Below are 17,583 nucleotides of genomic sequence, written 5' to 3'. Positions count from 1 at the left end.
AAAGCGCCGGTCAGGCGATCTTCTTCTCCAGCCACAGCTGGTCGATGTTGACGTCGCACTTGTTGCCGTCCTCGCAGGAGAGCGTGACGGTGTTGGTGCCCTTGTTGAGGGGCACCCGCTGCCAGGTACTCGTCCACTTGTCCCAGGCGCCTTCTTCGGCGTTCGCGAAGTTGCCCATGTTGAGCGGCCGGGGGTCCCGCTTGTCGTTGACCGTCAGCGTGAGGTTCTGGTCCTTGCCCGGCACGCCGTAGCCGACCCACATCTTGTACGCACCGGGCTCCTCGACGTTCAGCGTCCACGTCGCCGACGCGCCGGGGGTGTTCATCCCGCCCACGTAGACGCCGCCGGCCGACCGCGCCCCGGGGATGTCCTTGGAGGTGGCGGCGGTGCCCCCGAGCTTCAGGCTGCCCGCATCGTCCTTGGGCAGCGGCGTCTTGCTGGGCTTCTCGGTGGGCTTGTGCTCCGGCTCCTCGGACGTGGTCACCGTCTCGCTCGGCTGCGCCTTGTTGTCGGCGCCCTTCCCGGAGTTGTTCAGCATCGCGATGCCGATCGCTATGCACACCACGCCCACCACGGCGACCGCGCCGATCAACAGGCCCTTGTGGTTGCGCTGCGGCGGCGCGGGCGGCCCGGCCTGCGGCGGGCGGGCCCGCTCACCGCCGGGCAGCGTCTCCGGCGCCGCGTAGGAGGCGTTCTGCCGACCCTGGCCGGACTGCTGGGACGCACCGCCGTACTGCCGCTCACCGACCGCGCGGACCTGGTTGTACGAGGTCCGCGGCACGCCCTGCTGCCGTGTCGCGCCGTCGCCGCCCGCGCCGCCCTCGCCGCCCTCGCCGCCTTCCGAGCGGTAGAGGTACCCGAACGGGTCGTCGTTCCCCGGCGTGTCCGAGCCCGTGTTGCCGGCCGTCATTGCGTGTCACTCCCCAGCGATCTGTCTCGCGTCCGGATGCCCGCGCGGTCCTCCGCGTGCATCTGCACTTTCCGAGCCCCCGGCGGCGCCGCGCCGCATCGGCGCAGCCTACCCCGTCCGTGCCGTACCACGCCGGGCCCGTTCAGGGCACAAGATCGCTACGGATCGGTGAACGGCAGGTGTGCCCGTCCGGGGCCCGGCAGCGGCGGCACCGGGGCGCCCGGAGGGCACGCCGCACGCTGCCCGGAAGGGCCGCGCGAGGCGGCCCGGGGTGCCCCGGCGGTCACCCGGCCCGGCGGTTCGCCTTCGCCCGGGACCGCTTCTCGACGTACATCCGCTGGTCGGCGGATTGCAGCACCTCTTCGGCGGTCATCCCGCACCCGGCCCAGCTGATGCCGAAGCTGGCGCCGACCCGTACCGCGCGGCCGTCCACCCGGATCGGCGGGATGATCGCGTTCCGCAGCCGTACGGCCAGATCCTGGGCGTCGGCGGTGCCCAGACCGTCGGCGAGGACCACGAACTCGTCGCCACCGAGCCGGGCCACCGTGTCGCCGTCCCGGACGCCGCTGGTCAGCCGCCGGGCGACCTCGATGAGCACCGCGTCGCCCGTGTGGTGGCCGAACCGGTCGTTGATCGACTTGAAGCCGTCGAGGTCGCAGAAGAGGACCGCGAGCCCCTTGGAGCCGTCGTCCGCCGGGCCGTCCGAGGGCGCGACGGTGTGCACATGGTGGTCGTACGGCAGCGCCCCGCCGACGCGCTGCTCCATGCCCTCCAGCCCCTCGTACGCCTCGGCGCCCTCCGCCGGGTAGGCGGCCGGATCACCGGCACCGGCGAAGACGGCGGCGGAGACCGCGTACGCGTCGGCGGGATTGCCCGGCGCCCGTCCGCACAGCCGGGCGCCGAGGCGGGCCCGCAGCTCGGCACTGTTGGGCAGGCCGGTCAGCGCGTCGTGGCTGGCGCGGTGGGCGAGCTGGAGCTCGTGCCGCTTGCGCTCCTCGATGTCCTCGACGTGGGTGAGCAGGAACCGCGGCCCGTCGGCGGTGTCGGCGACGACGGAGTTGCGCAGCGAGACCCAGATGTACGTGCCGTCCCGCCGGGCCAGCCGCAGCTCCGCGCGGCCCCCCTCGGCGGAGGTGCGCAGCAGGGTGCCGATGTCCTCGGGGTGGACGAGGTCGGAGAAGGAGTAGCGGCGCATCGCGGACGCCGGGCGGCCCAGCAGACGGCAGAGCGCGTCGTTGGTGCGCAGCAGCCGTCCGTGCTGGTCACCGCCCATTTCGGCGACGGCCATCCCGCTCGGCGCGTACTCGAACGCCTGCCGGAAGGACTCCTCGCTGGCGCGCAGCGCCTGCTGCTCGCGCTCCAGCCGGACCAGCGCCCGCTGCATGTTGGCCCGCAGCCGGGAGTTGCTGATCGCTATGGCGGACTGGAACGCGTACACCTGGAGCGCCTCACGGCTCCAGGCATTGGGGCGGCGGCTGTTGCGCGGCCGGTCCACGGAGATCACGCCGAGCAGTTCGCCGCTGCCGTCGGGCGAGGTGTGCATGGGCGCGAAGAGGCGGTCCCGGGGGTGCCACTCGCCGTTGAAGCTGGGGTCGGGCCCGGCGGTGTGCCACTGCGGGACGTCGTCGTCGTCCAGCACCCAGCCCTCGGTGTACGGCACGAAGCACAGCGTGCCCCAGCGCTCCCCCATGGACAGCCGCCGCTCCCAGGAGTCACGCGACCCGACCCGCCCGGCCATCAGCGCCTCGGCGCCCGCGCTCCCGGCGACCGCGGCCACCACCAGATCACCGTCCGGCCGTACGAGATTGACCGCCGCCAGCTCGAACCCGAGCCCGGTGGTCACCCCGTCCGCGACGGTCTGCAAGGTGTCCGCCAGGCTACGAGCGGTATTCAGCTCGGCGACCACCTTGTGCAGCTGCCGCAAAGTCGCCAGGCGGACGTACGGCTCCGACTCGGCCTCCATCGCTCGCTCTCCCTGAGACCTCGACAGCAACTCCACACTTCTTTATCGTCCGTTTCCACGGCCACTGAATCACAGTGAGCTGCCCACTCGGTACACAGGGTCAACAATTACCGTGTGCTGTGACTCAAGTCACAAGCCGTGACGTGTAGTTGAGGGGCGCCGAGGGAAATGGGGAATCGCCTCTTCCACGCTTTCTGAACGCAAATTCCGTGAACCCCTTTCGAACGCGCCTCCTCCGTCGCCGGACCTAGGCCGCGGGTGGTCCCAGGGCCCGATGCGCGACCGTACGGCCCGGCGCTAGCGTTCATGGCGTGTTCACGAAAAGCCCCACCACCACAGCCGCCGGCCTCCCCGTCCCCACCGCTCCCGCCACCACCGTCAGCCTCGCATCCGTGCCGGAGGGCGGTCCCGTCCCGCATTCTGGTGGGGTGAGCCACGACGAGTTCCGCGCCGCCCTGTCCCGCCTCGCCGCCGGCGTGGTGCTCATCACCGCGCACGATCCGGACGGCGGGCCGCAGGGCGAGGCCGTCGGCATGACCGCCACCGCGTTCGTCTCGGTGTCCCTGGATCCGCCGCTGGTGATGGTGAGCGTTCGCAACGACTCCCGGATGGACGACCTGTTGGCGCAACAGCCCCTCTGGGCCGTTTCGGTCCTGTCGGAGGGTCAGCGCCACATTGCGGGACGGTTCGCCATGAAGGGCCGCATCAGCGACCGACTGCTCTTCGCGGACATTCCACACGTAACCGGCGAAGCGACCGGCGCCCCGCTCATCGGCGGCGCCCTCGCGAACCTGGAGTGCCGCACCGAGCAGCGCGTCGTGGCGGGCGACCACACCCTCGTCATCGGCCGCGTCCTGACGGCCGTCGCCCCCAGCGAGGACTACGGCCCGCTGACGTACTTCCGCGGGAAGTACCGGCACCTGGGCTGAGCCGCCCTCCGGCGCGGGCCGCGTCGCGCCCGGCCGGTCAGTCCCAGCCGCGCCCGGAGCGTCCCTTCTTGACGTCGCCGCGCTGCTTCTTCTCCCGCAGCCGCCGTTCGTTGACGCCGCGGGGGACGCGCGCCTTCCGCCGCGCCTTGGGCGGCGGCGCGGTCGCCTCCGCGAGCAGCGAGGCGAGCCGTACGGCCGCGGTCTCGCGGTTGCGCCACTGGGAGCGGTGGTCGGAGGCGCGCACGGAGAGCACCCCGTCGGTCAGCCGGTGCGCCAGCCGCTCCAGGGCGCGTTCCTTCCAGACTTCGGGCAGCGCCTCCGTCCGGCCGAGGTCGAAGCGCAACTCGACCTGACTGTCGCTGGTGTTGACGTGCTGGCCGCCCGGACCCGAGGACCGCGAGAAACGCCAGACGAGTTCGGCCTCGGGAAGAACGACCGCACCGCGGATGACATGGGGCCCGGACATACCCCTATGGTCCCGCGTTCCGCGGCCTTGGTCACCCGCATTTCGCCGTGGGCCGTTCCGGAAGCCCCCGCGCGCCACGCCCGGAGCCCGCGCGCACCGGCCCGTCCGGCCGCACCCCGCCCACCACCGGAAACCCATCGCAAAGAAAGCAAAGGGAGCTGGAACCTCGCGGCCCCCCGCTCGCGTTGAGTGAGGAAACGGTAGCTTCGTCCGCAGTACGGAGCCCGATGCACTCCACGAGGGAAAGGGACATCCCATGGCTGTAAGCCTGTCCAAGGGCGGCAACGTCTCGCTGACCAAGGAGGCACCCGGTCTCACCGCCGTCACGGTCGGCCTCGGCTGGGACATCCGCACCACCACCGGCACCGACTTCGACCTCGACGCCAGCGCCATCGCGGTCAACCCGAGCGGCAAGGTCTACTCGGACGCCCACTTCGTCTTCTTCAACAACAAGGCGACGCCGGACCAGTCCATCGTCCACACCGGCGACAACACCACCGGCCAGGGCGAGGGCGACGACGAGTCCATCAACGTCAACCTCGCCGCGCTGCCCGCCGATGTCGACAAGATCGTCTTCCCGGTCTCGATCTACGACGCGGAGAGCCGCAGCCAGAACTTCGGCCAGGTGCGGAACGCCTTCATCCGCGTCATCAACCAGGCCGGTGGCGCCGAGGTCGCCCGCTACGACCTGAGCGAGGACGCGGCCACCGAGACCGCCATGGTCTTCGGCGAGCTGTACCGCAACGGCGCCGAGTGGAAGTTCCGTGCCGTGGGCCAGGGTTACGCCTCCGGCCTCGCGGGCATCGCCCAGGACTTCGGCGTCAACGTCTGACATGCCTGACGGCGGCGGGCCGGCCCCACTCGGCTCCGGCCTGCCGCCGCGCCCGACGCCTGCACGCCGCGCGCCCGTTCATCCCCTCGGGCCGGGCCGCCCCGAGGATGCCCCGGCGCTCGCCCGGATGCAGTTCGCGGCCTGGCTGGAGACCTATCCGGGCGCAGCGCCCGGAATCGATGAGCGAGGGATCCGGGAGCAACGCGGCGACCTGCTGACGGACGAGGGAGCCGCCGGGTGGCGCACCTTCCTCGACAAGGCGTCACACCATCCGCACCTCGCCTTCTGTCACGTCGCCCGCGCGCCCGATGGCGCCTTGGCCGCCGTCCTGTGCGGTCTACGCGAAGACGCTGCCGCCCCTGAGGCGGCGGCGAACCCTGCCCCGCCCGGCCCGTCGTCGGAGAGCGTCACTCTCGGGCCGATGTACGTACTGCGCCGTGCGCAGGGCCTGGGGATCGGCGGCCGTCTGATGGACGCCTTCCTCACCTGGGCCGGTGACGCGCCGATGCGCCTCCGGGTGACGTCCTCCAACGACCGCGCCATCCGCTTCTACCGCCGCCACGGCTTCGCCCCCACCGGCGAACACCACCTCTGGCGCGACCGCCTGCCCAACATCCGGATGGCCCGGGGCGGCGGGCCCGGAGACCCGTCGGCCGGATAAGGCCCGCCTCCCCCCTGCTTTCCCTCTCCCCTATGCGGCTGCGGGCCCGTGATGGGCGACCCTCCGCGACAGGGGCGAAGAGGCCGACGAAGAAGCCAGGGGATCCGAGGGCGGCGCCGATGTCGCCTCGCCGTCCCGGGCACCCTCGGGCACGGCCGCGCGGGCGACGGCTTCCATCGACAGGCCGAGCGTGTCGGCCAGCGCGGCGATCGTGAAGAACGCAGGCGTCGGCACCCGCCCGGTCTCGATCTTGCGCAGCGTCTCGGCCGACAGCCCGGCCACCGCCGCGACCTCGACCATGCTGCGATCACCGCGCGCCGCACGCAGCAACGCGCCGAGCCGCGCGCCGCGCTCGCGTTCCCAGGGAGTCAGTGGAGTCCGGACCATGGACGTGATACTAATACCGGTAAAGAAATACCGGTAAAGAAATACCGCTCCGGTATCGCTCGGCTGCGTATCGCCGCGCCTGGGGCTTCCGACTCAGGGCTCCCCGTCCCGTGCGTGGGATCTCGGGCTTCGGGTCTCCGGCTTCGGGTCTCCGGCTTCGGATCCCGTGCGTCGGACCTCGTGCTCCGGCCCCTGGGAACGCATCCGGTACGCGGCGTCGGCGGTTCCGGCGCGCGAATCACCACGAAAGGCGTCACACCATGGTCGAGATCAAAACCGATGCGGCACTGGACGCGATGCGCGTGGCCGGGCGGGTCGTCGCCGACGCGCTGGCCGCCGCCCGCGCGGCCGCCGCCCCCGGCGTACGGGTACGGGAACTGGACGAAGCCGCCCGCACCGTCCTGCACGACGCCGGGGCCACCTCCCCCTTCCTCGGCTACCGGCCCTCCTTCGCCCCGACCCCGTTCCCGGCCGTGATCTGCGCATCCGTCAACGACGCGATCGTGCACGGCATCCCGGACGACACCCGGCTGCGCGACGGCGACGTGGTCGGTGTCGACTGCGGCGCCCTCGTCGACGGCTGGGCGGGCGACGCCGCCGTCACCTTCACCGTCGGCACGCCCCGCCCCGAGGACCAGCACCTGCTCGACACCACCCGCCGGGCCCTTGAGGCGGGCATCGCCGCGGCGGTGCCCGGCGGGCGGATCGGCGATATCGCGCACGCCATCGGCAGCGTTGGCCGGGCGGCCGGTTACGGCATCCTGGACGGCTTCGGCGGCCACGGCATCGGCCGCCGTATGCACGAGGACCCGCCCGTCCCCAACGAGGGCCGCCCCGGCCGCGGCTTCCCCCTCCGCCACGGCCTGGTCCTCGCCATCGAGCCGATGTTCATCGCCGGAGGCAGCGACACCTACGTCACCGACCCCGATGGCTGGACCCTCCGCACCAAGGACGGCAGCCGCGCCGCCCACTTCGAGCACACCGTGGCCATCACGGAGGACGGGCCGCGCATCCTGACGTTGCCGTAGCGGTGCCCGCCCCGGCCTCCCCGCCGTCGGCTGCCCTCCGGCCATGACACCATCGGCACCGTGATCGACCTCGGCTACTCGCTCTCCCGCCGCTTTCCGGACCCGCCCCAGACCGACTACCGGACGGCGGATGTCCACACCCTGCGGCACGACCTCTTCTGCGGTGACGTCTACCTCGCCGACACCCGGGAGGACCGTGAGGTGTCCACGGCCTGGGGCTGGGTGCCGGTACTCGACTTCGCGTGGGCGCTGTGCGACATCGTCGAGAAGCTGGACACCGATCCGCGGGGCAACAGGTCGGCCCGGCCGGTCCGCGCCGAGCTGGACTTCACGGAGTCCGCGGACCGGATGCTCTTCGAGCGGCGTTTCGGCTGGGTGGAGGTCACCGCCGACTGGATGACGACGGACGAACCGCCGCTCGTCCTCAACCACGGCGCCCTGCGCCGCGAGGCCCGCGACTTCCTGCACGACCTGATCGCCGACCTCGGCGACATGCACGACGGCCTCGCCGACAACCCCGCCATCTGGGCCCTTCAGGCCCGTTTTCCCCGGGCCTGACCGGCCCGCGGCGCCCGCACGGCCCGCCCGTACGGGCACCCGCGCCCGGTCCGTACGGCCGGACCGCCGCCGGATCCGGCCCGCGGACCACGGGTGCGGCCCATACGGCCCTCACCTCGTAAGGCACGCGGCCCATGGGTGAATGCGGCGGCCACCTCGGCGGGCGAGGCGGGATCCCAGTCGTTCACGTCGCCGGGGTCGTGGGGCGCTTCGTCTTTGATGTCTCTCCCTCTCCCCCCTGAGCCCACCCCGCCCCTCTCCCCCGCCCCTCCTCACTCCACCCGTACCCCCAACTGGGCCGCGAACGACGGTGCCAGGTCGAGGAGCTGGGCGGGGCTGATCACGGCGCCCGCGAGGCTGTCGATGCCGCGGGTGACGTCGAGGGCGGCCGCGCCCCGCAGGTCGACGTCCTTCATGCGTGCGCCGGTGAAGTCCGCGCGGGCGACCGTGCAGTCCTCGAAGGTGACGCGTTCCAGCTCCGCGCCGGAGAAGTCCGGCTCGACCAGGACGCAGCCCTCGAACACCACGTCCCGCAGCTTCGCGGTGCGCAGATTCGGGAAGTCGATCTTTCCGCCGCGCACCACGACCCGTTCCAGCACCGCGCCGTGCAGCTGCGTACCGCCCAGCCGGGCGTCGGTCACCTCCACATCGCGCAGCGACGCCTGCGACAGGTCCGTGCCGACGCCCCGTATGCCGGTCAGTACGGTGTCGATGAACCGCGCGCGGTTCAGCTCCGTCTCGTCGAGGGCGCAGCGGCGGAGCGCGCAGTCCATGAACCGGGCGCCGCGCGCCGACTGGCCCGCCGCGTCGACGTCCGTGAACTCCAGCCCGTCGTAGTCCCCTTCGGGCTCCAGCTCACCGCCGTCGTACGCCGCCAGCTCGGGCAATCTCACCTCCGCCCGGCGCACCGCCCGGACCGTCCCCGTACGCCGCCCTGCCACGCTCCACCGCCTTCCGTCCGCCGCCACCGCGCCCGCGGCCCGCCGCCGGGCGCGGCGACACCCCCGTGCCCGCCGCGGCCGGACGACCGGCCGCGCGCACCGTGCGTGCGCCAACCGTCATCTGCACACCCATCGTGAACCACACCACTGACAATGCCCGCCGACTACCGCTCCCCGCAGCGCCGTTCGCCCGCTCCCACCGGCCTCGGCACCCACTCCGACCTGCGAAGAAGCCGCGCGAAAAGTCATTTCGGGCCTCCCCGGGGGCCGCGGTGCCGCCTTCCGGGCCCGGCCGCCCGGCCGCCCGCCCCGTTCGAGGGAACGCCGGGCCCCGCCGCGCACCCCGTGCCCGCAGCGCCGGAGGGCCACCGCGCACCCGCGACGGCCCCGCGCCCCTACCGCCGACGGGCCCTACCGCACCAGCGCCATCCCGTGCTCCGTGGTGTTGAGGCGGCGGCCGCCCGTCTCCGTGCACGTGACGATGTCCTCGATGCGTACGCCGAAGCGGCCCGGCAGGTAGATGCCGGGCTCGATCGAGAAGCACATGCCGGGGACGAGGGGCAGATGTTCGCCCTCCACCAGGTACGGCGGTTCGTGGGTGGTGACGCCGATGCCGTGGCCGGTGCGGTGGATGAAGTACTCGCCGTATCCGGCGGCCTTGATCACCTGGCGGGCGACGCGGTCGATCTCCTGGCACGCCACCCCGGGGCGCACCGCCTCGAACGCCGCCTGCTGCGCCTCGCGGACGATGTCGTGCACCTTTCGTTCCTCGGCGGTCGGCTCGCCGACGTGGACGGTGCGGGTGGTGTCGGAGCCGTAGCCGTCCTTGAGGCCGCCGAAGTCGAGCACGATCATGTCGCCGTCCTGGATCAGCCGGTCGCCCGCCTCGTGGTGCGGGTTGGCGCCGTTGGGGCCGGAGCCGACGATGGTGAAGTCGACCTGGCTGTGGCCGTGCCGGACCAGCAACCTGCTGAGGTCGGCGGCCACCTCGCGCTCGCGGCGGCCGGCGAACGGCAGGCCCAGGATGTCGTCGTACGTCGCATCGGCCGCGGCGCCCGCCGCCGCCAGCCGCTCCACCTCGTACGCGTCCTTCACGGCCCGCAGCATCGGCAGCACCTCGGAGAGCGCGCCGTAGCCGCTGTCCGGCAGGGTCCGCTGGAGCCCGAGGAGGTGCAGCGCCCAGGTGGCGTCCGAGACGCCGTAACGGCCCTTCGGGTCGAGCCACTTCGCGAGCTCCCCGTAGGGGTCGGTGCCGTCGCGCCACCCGGTGACGTCCAGGGCACCGGCGCCCGGGGCGGCCTCGGCGTCCGGCCGCTCCAGGGCGGGCACCAGCAGTCGCGGCCGGGCGCCGGCGGCGAGGACAAGGGCGGTCAGCCGCTCCGTGACCGCCGTGACGTGGTAGCCGCACAGCCAGCCCAGGTCCGGGCCCGGCGTCACGATCAGGCCGTCGAGCCCCTCCGCGGCGGCCGCGGCGGCGGCCCGTTCCATCCGTCGCTCGTACGCGTCACGGGTCAGGGAAGTCACCATGGCCGCAATGTACGCCCGCCGCTCCGGCGCCCGCACCCGCTCCGGACGGACTGCCTCCGGGGGCGCCACCCACCGGCCACCGGCACGAACGCCCCGCCCGCGCGCCCGGCGCACCCGCCGGGCAATGCGCCCCCGGCGCGGGCCCCGGCACCCCGCCACGGCCCGCGCCCGCGGGTATCTCCCTACGCCTTCGGCTGGGTGAAGCGGAGGTTGTTGCCGAAGGGGTCGCGCAGCCCGCAGTCCGTCCCGTACGGGCGCTCCGTCGGCTCCTGGGTGAACTCGACGCCCCGCTCCCGGAGCGTCTCGTAGGTCTGGCGGCAGTCGTCGGTGGTGAGGATGAGCCAGCCGCCCATCGCCCCCTTGGTGACCAGGTCCCGGACCTGCGCGGCCGTCTCCTCGGACATCGCCGGGGCGCCCGGCTTCTCCAGGAGGATCTGCCGCTCCGGGTGGCCGGGAACGGCGACGGTCAGCCACCGCATGAATCCCATGTCGATGTCGGCGGTGACCTCCAGGCCGAGGGTGCCGACGTAGAAGTCGAGGGCTTCGTCCTGGTCGAGGACGTAGAGCTGCGAGTGCGTGATGGCGTGGAACATGTCCCTCAACCTATGTGCGGGACCGGCCGAAAACTTCTCCGAAACTGCTCTCTTACGGACGCCGCGCACCGCTTCCCCGGGGGCGGGCGGGCGCCCCTCACCCGCTGGGCCGCGTCCACGCCATGGTGAAACACGTCGGCACACCCGCCGCCACCGCTTCCTTGCGGTACGTCCGCGGCGACCGTCCGACGATCTCGCGGAACGTCCGGCTGAACGTGCCGAGGCTGCCGAACCCGACCTCGTAGCAGACGTCCGTGACGCTGCGGTCGGTCTCCCGGAGCAGGAACATCGCCCGCTCGACCCGGCGTCGCTGCAGGTAGCGGTGGGGTGTCTCGCCGAAGGTGGCCCGGAAGGTCCGGGCGAAGTGCGCCGGCGACACGTGCGCGATCCGCGCCAGCGCCGGTACGTCCAACGGCCGCGCGTACGCACGGTCCATCGCGTCCCGCGCCCGCAAGATGCGCCGATTGCGCTCCTCCACCGCTTCGTTCACGCCGCCATCAGACCACGGGGCGCTCCCCCGGGTGCGGGCCCGGGGAGCGGCCCCCCGGGGCAGCGGAGAGGTGTTCAGGATGTGTTCAGGACACGGGTGGCACGGTCGGGCACCATGACTGCTGAAATCCCCGGAGCCGTCGAGGCCCCCGAGCCGACCGGCGCAGCCCCCGTACGCCCCCGCCCTCGTCCGCACCGGAACAAGGTCCCCGAAGTCACCCCGTACTTCTGGGTGATCAAGGTCCTGTGCACCACGGTCGGCGAGACGGCCGCGGACCTTCTGAACGAGAAGCTGGGGCTCGGGCTGACCGGAGTGTCGCTGCTGATGAGCGCGGTGCTCGTCGGGATGCTCGTGGCACAGTTCCGCACCGCCGCCTACCGGCCCGGCGTCTACTGGTCGGCCGTGGCGATGATCAGCGTCGTCGGCACTCTGCTCAGCGACAACCTCACCGACAACCTCGGCGTCCCCCTGGAAACCTCCACCGTCGCCTTCGCGCTCGTGCTCGGAGCGGTGTTCGCCGTCTGGTTCCGCAGCGAGCGGACGCTGTCCATCCACCACATCGACAGCACCCGCCGCGAGTCCTTCTACTGGCTCGCGGTGCTGTTCACCTTCGCCCTGGGCACCGCCGCGGGTGACCTGGTCGCCGAACACCTGGACCTGGGGTACTCGCTCTCCGCCGTGCTGTTCGCCGCCGCCCTCGCCGTGGTGGCGGCGGCGCGCTCCCTCGGCCTGGGCGCGGTGGGGGGCTTCTGGACCGCCTACATCCTGACCCGGCCGCTGGGCGCGTCCCTCGGGGACTACCTCTCGCAGCCGACCGCCGACGGCGGGCTCGGCATGGGTACCGTGATCACGAGTGTGCTGTTCCTGGCGGTCATTCTGGGCCTGGTGGTGTTCTTGACCGTGACCCGGCGGGATGTCTCCGGGCCGGGGCGCGGCACTCCGCAGGAAGGCTGAGGACGGGCCTGCGGCGGCGTTCAGGATGTGTTCAGGAAGCGGCTGGGAGGGTCCGGGCGGCGTGTGCCGTCACCGCCGCGGATGACGGCGCGGACGCCCCCTGCCGCCATTCCCCCGGAGAGTTCGAAAGTGGAAAACCCTCAAGCCCTGACCGGTCCGGACGCCGTCGTCACCGTCCCGCCGCCGACGTCCGCGGCGCCCGCCGCCGCTCCCGCGACGAAGAAACTGCCGGAGGTCACCCCGGCCTTCTGGATCATGAAGATCGCCGCGACGACCCTCGGCGAAACGGCCGGTGACCTCTTCGCCCAGACCCTCAAGCTGGGCTACTTCCTCACCACCGTCGTCCTGTTCCTGATCTTCGTGGTCACGCTTGCCGTACAGCTCAGGTCCCGGCGCTACAACCCGTTCTTCTACTGGACCGTCATCCTGTCCACCAGCACGGCCGGCACGACGATGTCCGACTTCATGAACCGGGACGCGAGCGCCAAGTACCTCTCCGGTGGGGCCACTTCGCTCGGCTGGGGGCCGCAGGGGCTCGGCCTGGGGTACCCGGCCGGAGCCGCGATCCTGATCACGCTTCTCCTCGCCGTCTTCGCCGTCTGGAAGAGCACCGGGCTGACGTTCTCCCTCCGCGACATCGTCACCTTCCGCGCGGAGGCGCTGTTCTGGGCGGCGATCCTGGTGTCGAACACGCTCGGCACCTCGATGGGCGACTTCCTGTCCGACAGCTCCGGGCTCGGCTACGCGGGCGGCGCCCTCCTCGTCACCGGTGCGCTCGCCGTGCTCGTGGCCCTGATGCGGGTGCCCGCCGTGCCGAACGTGCTGTTGTTCTGGATCGCCTTCGTCCTCACCCGGCCTCTCGGAGCGACCGCCGGCGACTTCCTCACCAAGCCGCTCGCCAAGGGCGGGCTGGACCTCGGCACGGCGGGTTCGTCGGCCGTGCTCCTCGCCGCCCTGATCGGCTTCACCGTCCACGCACAGCTGCGTGAGCGGCGCGGCGCCGTCTCCCTGGAACAGTGACGGCGCCCGGGGGCGGGCCGTCCCGGTCAGCCCCCGGGCAGGGTGACCACGAACCGCGCCCCGGACGGGCACCCGGCGTCGTGGGCCACCTCGCCGCCCGCGGCGCGGGCGAGGCGCCGCGCGAGCGCCAGGCCCAGTCCCGCGCCGCTGTGTCCGTCCGCCGGATCGGCCCGGCTGCCCGGCCGGAACAGCTCGGCGACGAAGGCGGGCGGGACCCCGGGGCCGTCGTCGCCGACCTCCACGCGGGTGACGCCGTCCGCCCGTCCGACCCGGATGCCGACCTGGGTGCGCGCGTACCGCAGGGCGTTGTCGGCCAGCGGGCCGACGATGCGTTCCAGCAACGGGGCGGGCACCCCGGCCACCGCCGCGTCCGGGCCGGTGACCGTGACGGCGGGCCCGTCCGGGAGGGTGAGCCGGTCCGCGAGCCGCCGCAGCGTGGCCACGGCGTCGGCGGTCCCGGGGGCGGCGCGGGCGGTGGCGCGCGCGTCGTCGAGGAGGGTGTCGCAGATGGACCGCATGGAGTCGGCCGCGTCGGCGAGGACCGCGTGCGTCGCCGAGGTCTCGGCGGCGGAGCGCGGACGCGCCCCCCACCAGTCGAGTTCGGCGGTGATCCGCGCGAGGGGGGTGCGCAGTTCGTGGGACAGCTCCCTGGTGAGCTGCTGTTCATGGCGGAGTACAGCGCGGATACGGTCCAGCAGCTCGTCCAGGGAGGCACCGAGCCGCGCCAGCTCGGCGGGGCGGCCGGTACCGGCCAGGCGGTGCGGGGAGGCGACCGCGCTCCGCCGGGTGGCCTGGTCGGTCATCACCGTCACGGGGCGCAGCGCCCGCCCCACGGCCAGCCAGGTCAGGACGTACGCGCCCGCCAGCACGGCGCCGTCCAGGGCGAGGGAGGCCCACAGCAGGGTGGCGGCCGAGGCGCGGTAGGGGGCGAGGTCCAGCGCGGCCACCACGGCGGCGGCGGGCCGGCCCGCCGCGCCGGTGTCGCCCACCGGGGCCGCGCACAGGCGTATCGGGGCCCCGGCGTCGAGCGCCGCGCACCGCTTGTCGCCGTGGGCGGCGAGGCGTACCGCGGCCCGGCTGAGCGGGGCACCGGCCGGGGCGGACGCGGGGTGCTCCAGGAGCCGGGGGCCCGCGTAGATCCACACGTTGGTGTCGAGCAGCGCGTCATCCGACGTCTCCAGGACGCGTACCGGGGTGTGGCGGGTGTCGACGGTGGCGGCCACCGCGGCGACCCGGGTGTGCAGTTCGTCGTCCGCCTGCTGTTGGAGGTGGTGGCGGACGACCACGTTGCACACGATGGTGAGCAGCACCATGACCGACGCGGCGCAGGCCAGCGCCGCCAGGGACAGTCGTCCCCGCAGGGTGCGGGGGCCGCGGCGGGAGCCCGCCGAGGCGGTCGAGGAGCGGCGGGTCATGACAGGCGGTGCCCGATACCGCGGGCGGTGCCGATCGTCTGGGCGCTGCCGGCGTCCCGGAGCTTGCGCCGCAGACGGCTCAGGTACTGGTCAAGGGTGTTGTCGCTGACCTGCGCGCCGGGCGGCCAGCCGGCACGGACCAGCTCCCGTCGGCGCACCACCGCCCCCGGTTCGGCCATCAGCGCGGCCAGCAGCCGGAACTCGGTGGGTGTCAGCGCCATCTCTACGCCCTGCACGGACAGGCCGTGGCGCACCGGGTCGAGGGCGAGATCACCGGCGGCGAGGCCGGCCGCGGCGCCGGACCGCCGGAGGGCGGCCCGCAACCGCGCGGTGAGTTCGGCGAGATGGAACGGCTTGGGCAGATAGTCGTCGCCGCCCGAGGAGAACCCGCTCAGGCGGTCCGCGAGCCCGCCGTGCGCGGTGAGGAAGACGACCGGCCGGAGAAACCCGCGCGCCCGCATCGCCTGGCACACGTCCCGTCCGTCCGCGTCCGGGAGCCCGATGTCCAGCACCACCGCGTCGACGCCTTCCCCGACGAGCCGCAGCGCACCGGCCCCGTCCCGGGCGGCGGCCGTCCCGAACCCCTCCTCCCGCAGCCCGCGCACCAGCACGTCACGCAGGGCGTGATCGTCCTCGACGACCAGGATCGTGGCGGTATGCAACAGCGGTCACCTCACGGGCTCGGGCTCTGCCGCACCCCGCGGCACCGGAACGGCGGCGCCGCACACGGGCGGAACGGCCACGGACGACCGGGGACGGGCAGAATCTCCACAGCAATGTCTACAGAACTGTAGACGACTGCCCGGACCTTCCGCCCGCCCCGCTCCCCCTCAGCGCTCCCGCAGCGCGGCGAGCGTCGCGTCGAGGTCGGCACCCCGGGGACGGTTGTGCGGCAGCTTGGCGAGTACGGCGGCCATGCCGCAGGTGTCGGTGAGGGCGGAGAAGACCAGGCCGCCCGCCACGCCGGCGGAGAGCAGCTGGAAGGCGGGGTGCACGAGCAGGCCGAGGACCAGCCCCAGCAGGACGAGCGTGCCCGCCGCGCAGCGCACCTGCCGCTCCATGCTCCAGCCCGCCCGGATCTCGCAGGCGGCGGTCCGCTCCAGGTCGTGGCCCGCGGCGGCCCACGCCGTGGTGCCGCCGTCGAGGGTGGCCGCCGGAACGCCCTGTTCGGCGAGGAGCGCGCAGGCGCGCGCCGAGCGGGCACCGGAGGCGCAGACGACCAGGAGGTCACGGCGCCCGGCCGCGTCCCGTATCCCGGGCAGCGCCCGGCCGAGGTGGTCGAGCGGAATGTTCAGGGCCCCTGGCAGATGACCGGCGGCGTACTCGCCGGGCGTCCGGACGTCGACGACGGTCAGCTCGGACAGCCGGGCCCGGGCCCGGGCGGTGTCGAGGGTGATGGGGGTGGTGGGGCTGGTCATGGCGGGTGGTCCTCCAATGGTCGCCACCGTCCCGAACCGGGACGTACAGTACCCCTAGGGGTATTGCAGGAAAGCGGTCGGGAACGGGGGCCTGGTCATGGAACGGGAGCTTGGTCGTGGAACTGGAGCTTGAGGGTGCCTCGTTGAAGGCGGTACTGAACCGGCTGCGACGGGCGCAGGGCCAGATCTCCGGGGTGATCCGGATGATCGAGGAGGGCCGGGACTGCGAGGACGTCGTCACGCAGCTGGCCGCCGCCTCCCGGGCGCTGGACCGGGCCGGTTTCGCGATCATCGCGACAGGTCTACAGCAGTGCGTGGCGGACATCGAGTCCGGCGCGAAGAGCGGCGAGGACACCGTGCAGATGCGGGCGCGGCTGGAGAAGCTCTTCCTGTCGCTGGCCTAGGGGGAGCTACCCGGAGCCCGGCGGCCGAGCTTCCGGTGGCCGTCGGGTCCCCTGTGGCCACCAGGTCTCCCGTGGCCGCCGGGTCACCGATGGCCGCCGGGTCGCCGCCGTCCGGTCGCTCAGCGGCGCCGTCCGGCCGATCAGCAGCGTCCATCCGATCGAGCCTCATACGACCGCATCCACCAGCATGAACGCCGCCACCGCGAACAACACGACGGCGAAGACGCGCTGCAGGGCCGGGCCGGGCATCTTCGCCGCGAGGCGTTTGCCGTCCCAGGCGCCGAGGACCGCCGCTCCGGCGAACGGTCCGATGACGGCCCAGTTCAGGCCGGTCGCCGTCCCGGCGCGCAGCCCCAGGGCGGCGACCGAGTTGACGGTGATGACCAGCAGGCTGGTGCCCACCGCCGCCCGCATCCGCATACCGAGCACGTTGACCAGCGCCGGAACGGCGAGGAACCCGCCGCCGACGCCGAGGACCCCGGTGACCGCCCCGAGCCCGGCACCGACGGCTACCGCCCGGCCGGGCCGTATCTGTACGGAACCCTCCACAATGGGGCGGCGCCGGAGCATACGGAACGCCGCGGTGGCCGCGAGCGCCGCGAAGGCCACGGTGAGCAGAGCGGTCGGCAGGCGCCCCGCGAGCGCGCCGCCCAGCATGGCCGGACCGATCCCCGCCGCCGCGAACAGCAGCCCCGTACGCCATCGCACCTGCCCGTCCCGGGCGTGCGCGAGCAGCGCGGTGGCGGAGGTGACGGCGACGGTGATCAGGCTCGCGGTGGTGGCCGCGACCGGGGTGAAACCGAGCAGATAGATCAACGCGGGAACGGCCAGCACACTGCCGCCACCGCCGAGCGCCCCCAGCGCGACACCGATGACCCCACCGGCGACCAGGGCGAATATCACCGCGCTCATGCGGGCCACCCGCCGGTGGTACACAGGTCCGCGGCGGAGGCGCGCGCCGCCCGCCGGTGGTGCGGTACGGGGGCGGGGCACCCGGGGGCGGTACCCGTACGGGTACGCATGCGGGTACGGGTACGGGTACAGGCGGCGGCCCACGGCACGGCCCCGCGCACGGGGGCGGCGGGAC

At 73.2% G+C, this 17,583-nt stretch carries 20 protein-coding genes; 8 read left to right on the top strand and 12 right to left on the bottom strand.

What is annotated here, in order from left to right:
* Positions 1-10 precede the first annotated feature (10 nt).
* Entirely contained in the window at positions 11-910 is a 900-nt protein-coding gene (locus OG422_RS18595) for a carbohydrate-binding protein (RefSeq protein ID WP_405743775.1), read from the bottom strand.
* Positions 911-1,193: 283 nt separating this feature from the next.
* Complete coding sequence (gene cdgB / locus OG422_RS18590; RefSeq protein WP_143942814.1) at positions 1,194-2,873, bottom strand: diguanylate cyclase CdgB; 1,680 nt, start codon at positions 2,871-2,873, stop codon at positions 1,194-1,196.
* 311 nt (positions 2,874-3,184) lie between these two features.
* On the opposite strand from cdgB, the gene OG422_RS18585 reads away from it, so the two are divergent.
* Complete coding sequence (locus OG422_RS18585; RefSeq protein WP_405743774.1) at positions 3,185-3,802, top strand: flavin reductase family protein; 618 nt, start codon at positions 3,185-3,187, stop codon at positions 3,800-3,802.
* Between the two features lie 37 nt (positions 3,803-3,839).
* Here the strand turns inward: OG422_RS18585 and arfB are convergent, their stop codons facing one another.
* On the bottom strand, positions 3,840-4,268 hold the full coding sequence (arfB, locus tag OG422_RS18580) for an alternative ribosome rescue aminoacyl-tRNA hydrolase ArfB (protein WP_143942816.1): 429 nt from the start codon (positions 4,266-4,268) through the stop codon (positions 3,840-3,842).
* Positions 4,269-4,524: 256 nt separating this feature from the next.
* Between arfB and OG422_RS18575 the strand changes: the two genes are divergently transcribed.
* On the top strand, positions 4,525-5,100 hold the full coding sequence (locus OG422_RS18575) for a TerD family protein (RefSeq protein ID WP_405743773.1): 576 nt from the start codon (positions 4,525-4,527) through the stop codon (positions 5,098-5,100).
* Positions 5,101-5,227: 127 nt separating this feature from the next.
* Positions 5,228-5,761, top strand: a complete 534-nt coding sequence (locus OG422_RS18570) for a GNAT family N-acetyltransferase (protein WP_405743772.1) — start codon at positions 5,228-5,230, stop codon at positions 5,759-5,761.
* Between the two features lie 30 nt (positions 5,762-5,791).
* On the opposite strand, the gene OG422_RS18565 is transcribed toward OG422_RS18570, so the two are convergent.
* The gene (locus OG422_RS18565) at positions 5,792-6,148 is read right to left on the bottom strand and encodes a helix-turn-helix domain-containing protein (protein ID WP_405743771.1); all 357 of its coding nucleotides are present in this window, start codon (positions 6,146-6,148) and stop codon (positions 5,792-5,794) included.
* A gap of 260 nt (positions 6,149-6,408) precedes the next feature.
* Between OG422_RS18565 and map the strand changes: the two genes are divergently transcribed.
* Together map and OG422_RS18555 are read left to right on the top strand one after the other, a co-directional pair.
* On the top strand, positions 6,409-7,176 hold the full coding sequence (map, locus tag OG422_RS18560) for a type I methionyl aminopeptidase (protein ID WP_405743770.1): 768 nt from the start codon (positions 6,409-6,411) through the stop codon (positions 7,174-7,176).
* A gap of 60 nt (positions 7,177-7,236) precedes the next feature.
* A complete protein-coding gene (locus OG422_RS18555; RefSeq protein ID WP_143942821.1) occupies positions 7,237-7,734 on the top strand; it encodes a hypothetical protein in 498 nt (165 codons plus the stop codon).
* Positions 7,735-8,006: 272 nt separating this feature from the next.
* On the opposite strand, the gene OG422_RS18550 is transcribed toward OG422_RS18555, so the two are convergent.
* The 4 genes from OG422_RS18550 to OG422_RS18535 form a co-directional block, all read right to left on the bottom strand.
* On the bottom strand, positions 8,007-8,675 hold the full coding sequence (locus OG422_RS18550; protein WP_143945226.1) for a pentapeptide repeat-containing protein: 669 nt from the start codon (positions 8,673-8,675) through the stop codon (positions 8,007-8,009).
* A gap of 411 nt (positions 8,676-9,086) precedes the next feature.
* Entirely contained in the window at positions 9,087-10,202 is a 1,116-nt protein-coding gene (locus OG422_RS18545) for an aminopeptidase P family protein (RefSeq protein WP_405743769.1), read from the bottom strand.
* 182 nt (positions 10,203-10,384) lie between these two features.
* A complete protein-coding gene (locus OG422_RS18540; RefSeq protein WP_405743768.1) occupies positions 10,385-10,795 on the bottom strand; it encodes a VOC family protein in 411 nt (136 codons plus the stop codon).
* Between the two features lie 97 nt (positions 10,796-10,892).
* Positions 10,893-11,231, bottom strand: a complete 339-nt coding sequence (locus tag OG422_RS18535) for a helix-turn-helix domain-containing protein (RefSeq protein WP_405747872.1) — start codon at positions 11,229-11,231, stop codon at positions 10,893-10,895.
* 168 nt (positions 11,232-11,399) lie between these two features.
* Here OG422_RS18535 and OG422_RS18530 point away from each other — a divergent pair, with 168 nt between their 5' ends.
* Together OG422_RS18530 and OG422_RS18525 are read left to right on the top strand one after the other, a co-directional pair.
* The gene (locus OG422_RS18530) at positions 11,400-12,239 is read left to right on the top strand and encodes a hypothetical protein (RefSeq protein WP_405743767.1); all 840 of its coding nucleotides are present in this window, start codon (positions 11,400-11,402) and stop codon (positions 12,237-12,239) included.
* Between the two features lie 129 nt (positions 12,240-12,368).
* Positions 12,369-13,259 (top strand): hypothetical protein, encoded by an 891-nt coding sequence (locus OG422_RS18525; RefSeq protein ID WP_405743766.1) that lies wholly within the window; start codon positions 12,369-12,371, stop codon positions 13,257-13,259.
* Between the two features lie 26 nt (positions 13,260-13,285).
* Here the strand turns inward: OG422_RS18525 and OG422_RS18520 are convergent, their stop codons facing one another.
* The 3 genes from OG422_RS18520 to OG422_RS18510 form a co-directional block, all read right to left on the bottom strand.
* A complete protein-coding gene (locus OG422_RS18520) occupies positions 13,286-14,674 on the bottom strand; it encodes an ATP-binding protein (protein WP_405743765.1) in 1,389 nt (462 codons plus the stop codon).
* Complete coding sequence (locus tag OG422_RS18515; RefSeq protein ID WP_405743764.1) at positions 14,671-15,336, bottom strand: response regulator transcription factor; 666 nt, start codon at positions 15,334-15,336, stop codon at positions 14,671-14,673. The genes OG422_RS18520 and OG422_RS18515 overlap by 4 nt, the downstream gene beginning before the upstream one ends.
* A 168-nt stretch (positions 15,337-15,504) precedes the next feature.
* On the bottom strand, positions 15,505-16,092 hold the full coding sequence (locus OG422_RS18510; RefSeq protein WP_405743763.1) for a rhodanese-like domain-containing protein: 588 nt from the start codon (positions 16,090-16,092) through the stop codon (positions 15,505-15,507).
* Between the two features lie 116 nt (positions 16,093-16,208).
* Here OG422_RS18510 and OG422_RS18505 point away from each other — a divergent pair, with 116 nt between their 5' ends.
* Positions 16,209-16,496, top strand: a complete 288-nt coding sequence (locus OG422_RS18505) for a metal-sensitive transcriptional regulator (protein ID WP_405743762.1) — start codon at positions 16,209-16,211, stop codon at positions 16,494-16,496.
* 165 nt (positions 16,497-16,661) lie between these two features.
* Here OG422_RS18505 and OG422_RS18500 read toward each other — a convergent pair whose 3' ends face one another.
* The gene (locus OG422_RS18500) at positions 16,662-17,408 is read right to left on the bottom strand and encodes a sulfite exporter TauE/SafE family protein (RefSeq protein WP_405743761.1); all 747 of its coding nucleotides are present in this window, start codon (positions 17,406-17,408) and stop codon (positions 16,662-16,664) included.
* Positions 17,409-17,583: the final 175 nt, after the last annotated feature.

This window comes from Streptomyces sp. NBC_01525 (assembly GCF_045040405.1).
GTDB lineage: Bacteria > Actinomycetota > Actinomycetes > Streptomycetales > Streptomycetaceae > Streptomyces > Streptomyces benahoarensis.
Note: the sequence above shows the minus strand (reverse complement) of the source record. Positions and strands in the feature narration are given on the sequence as shown.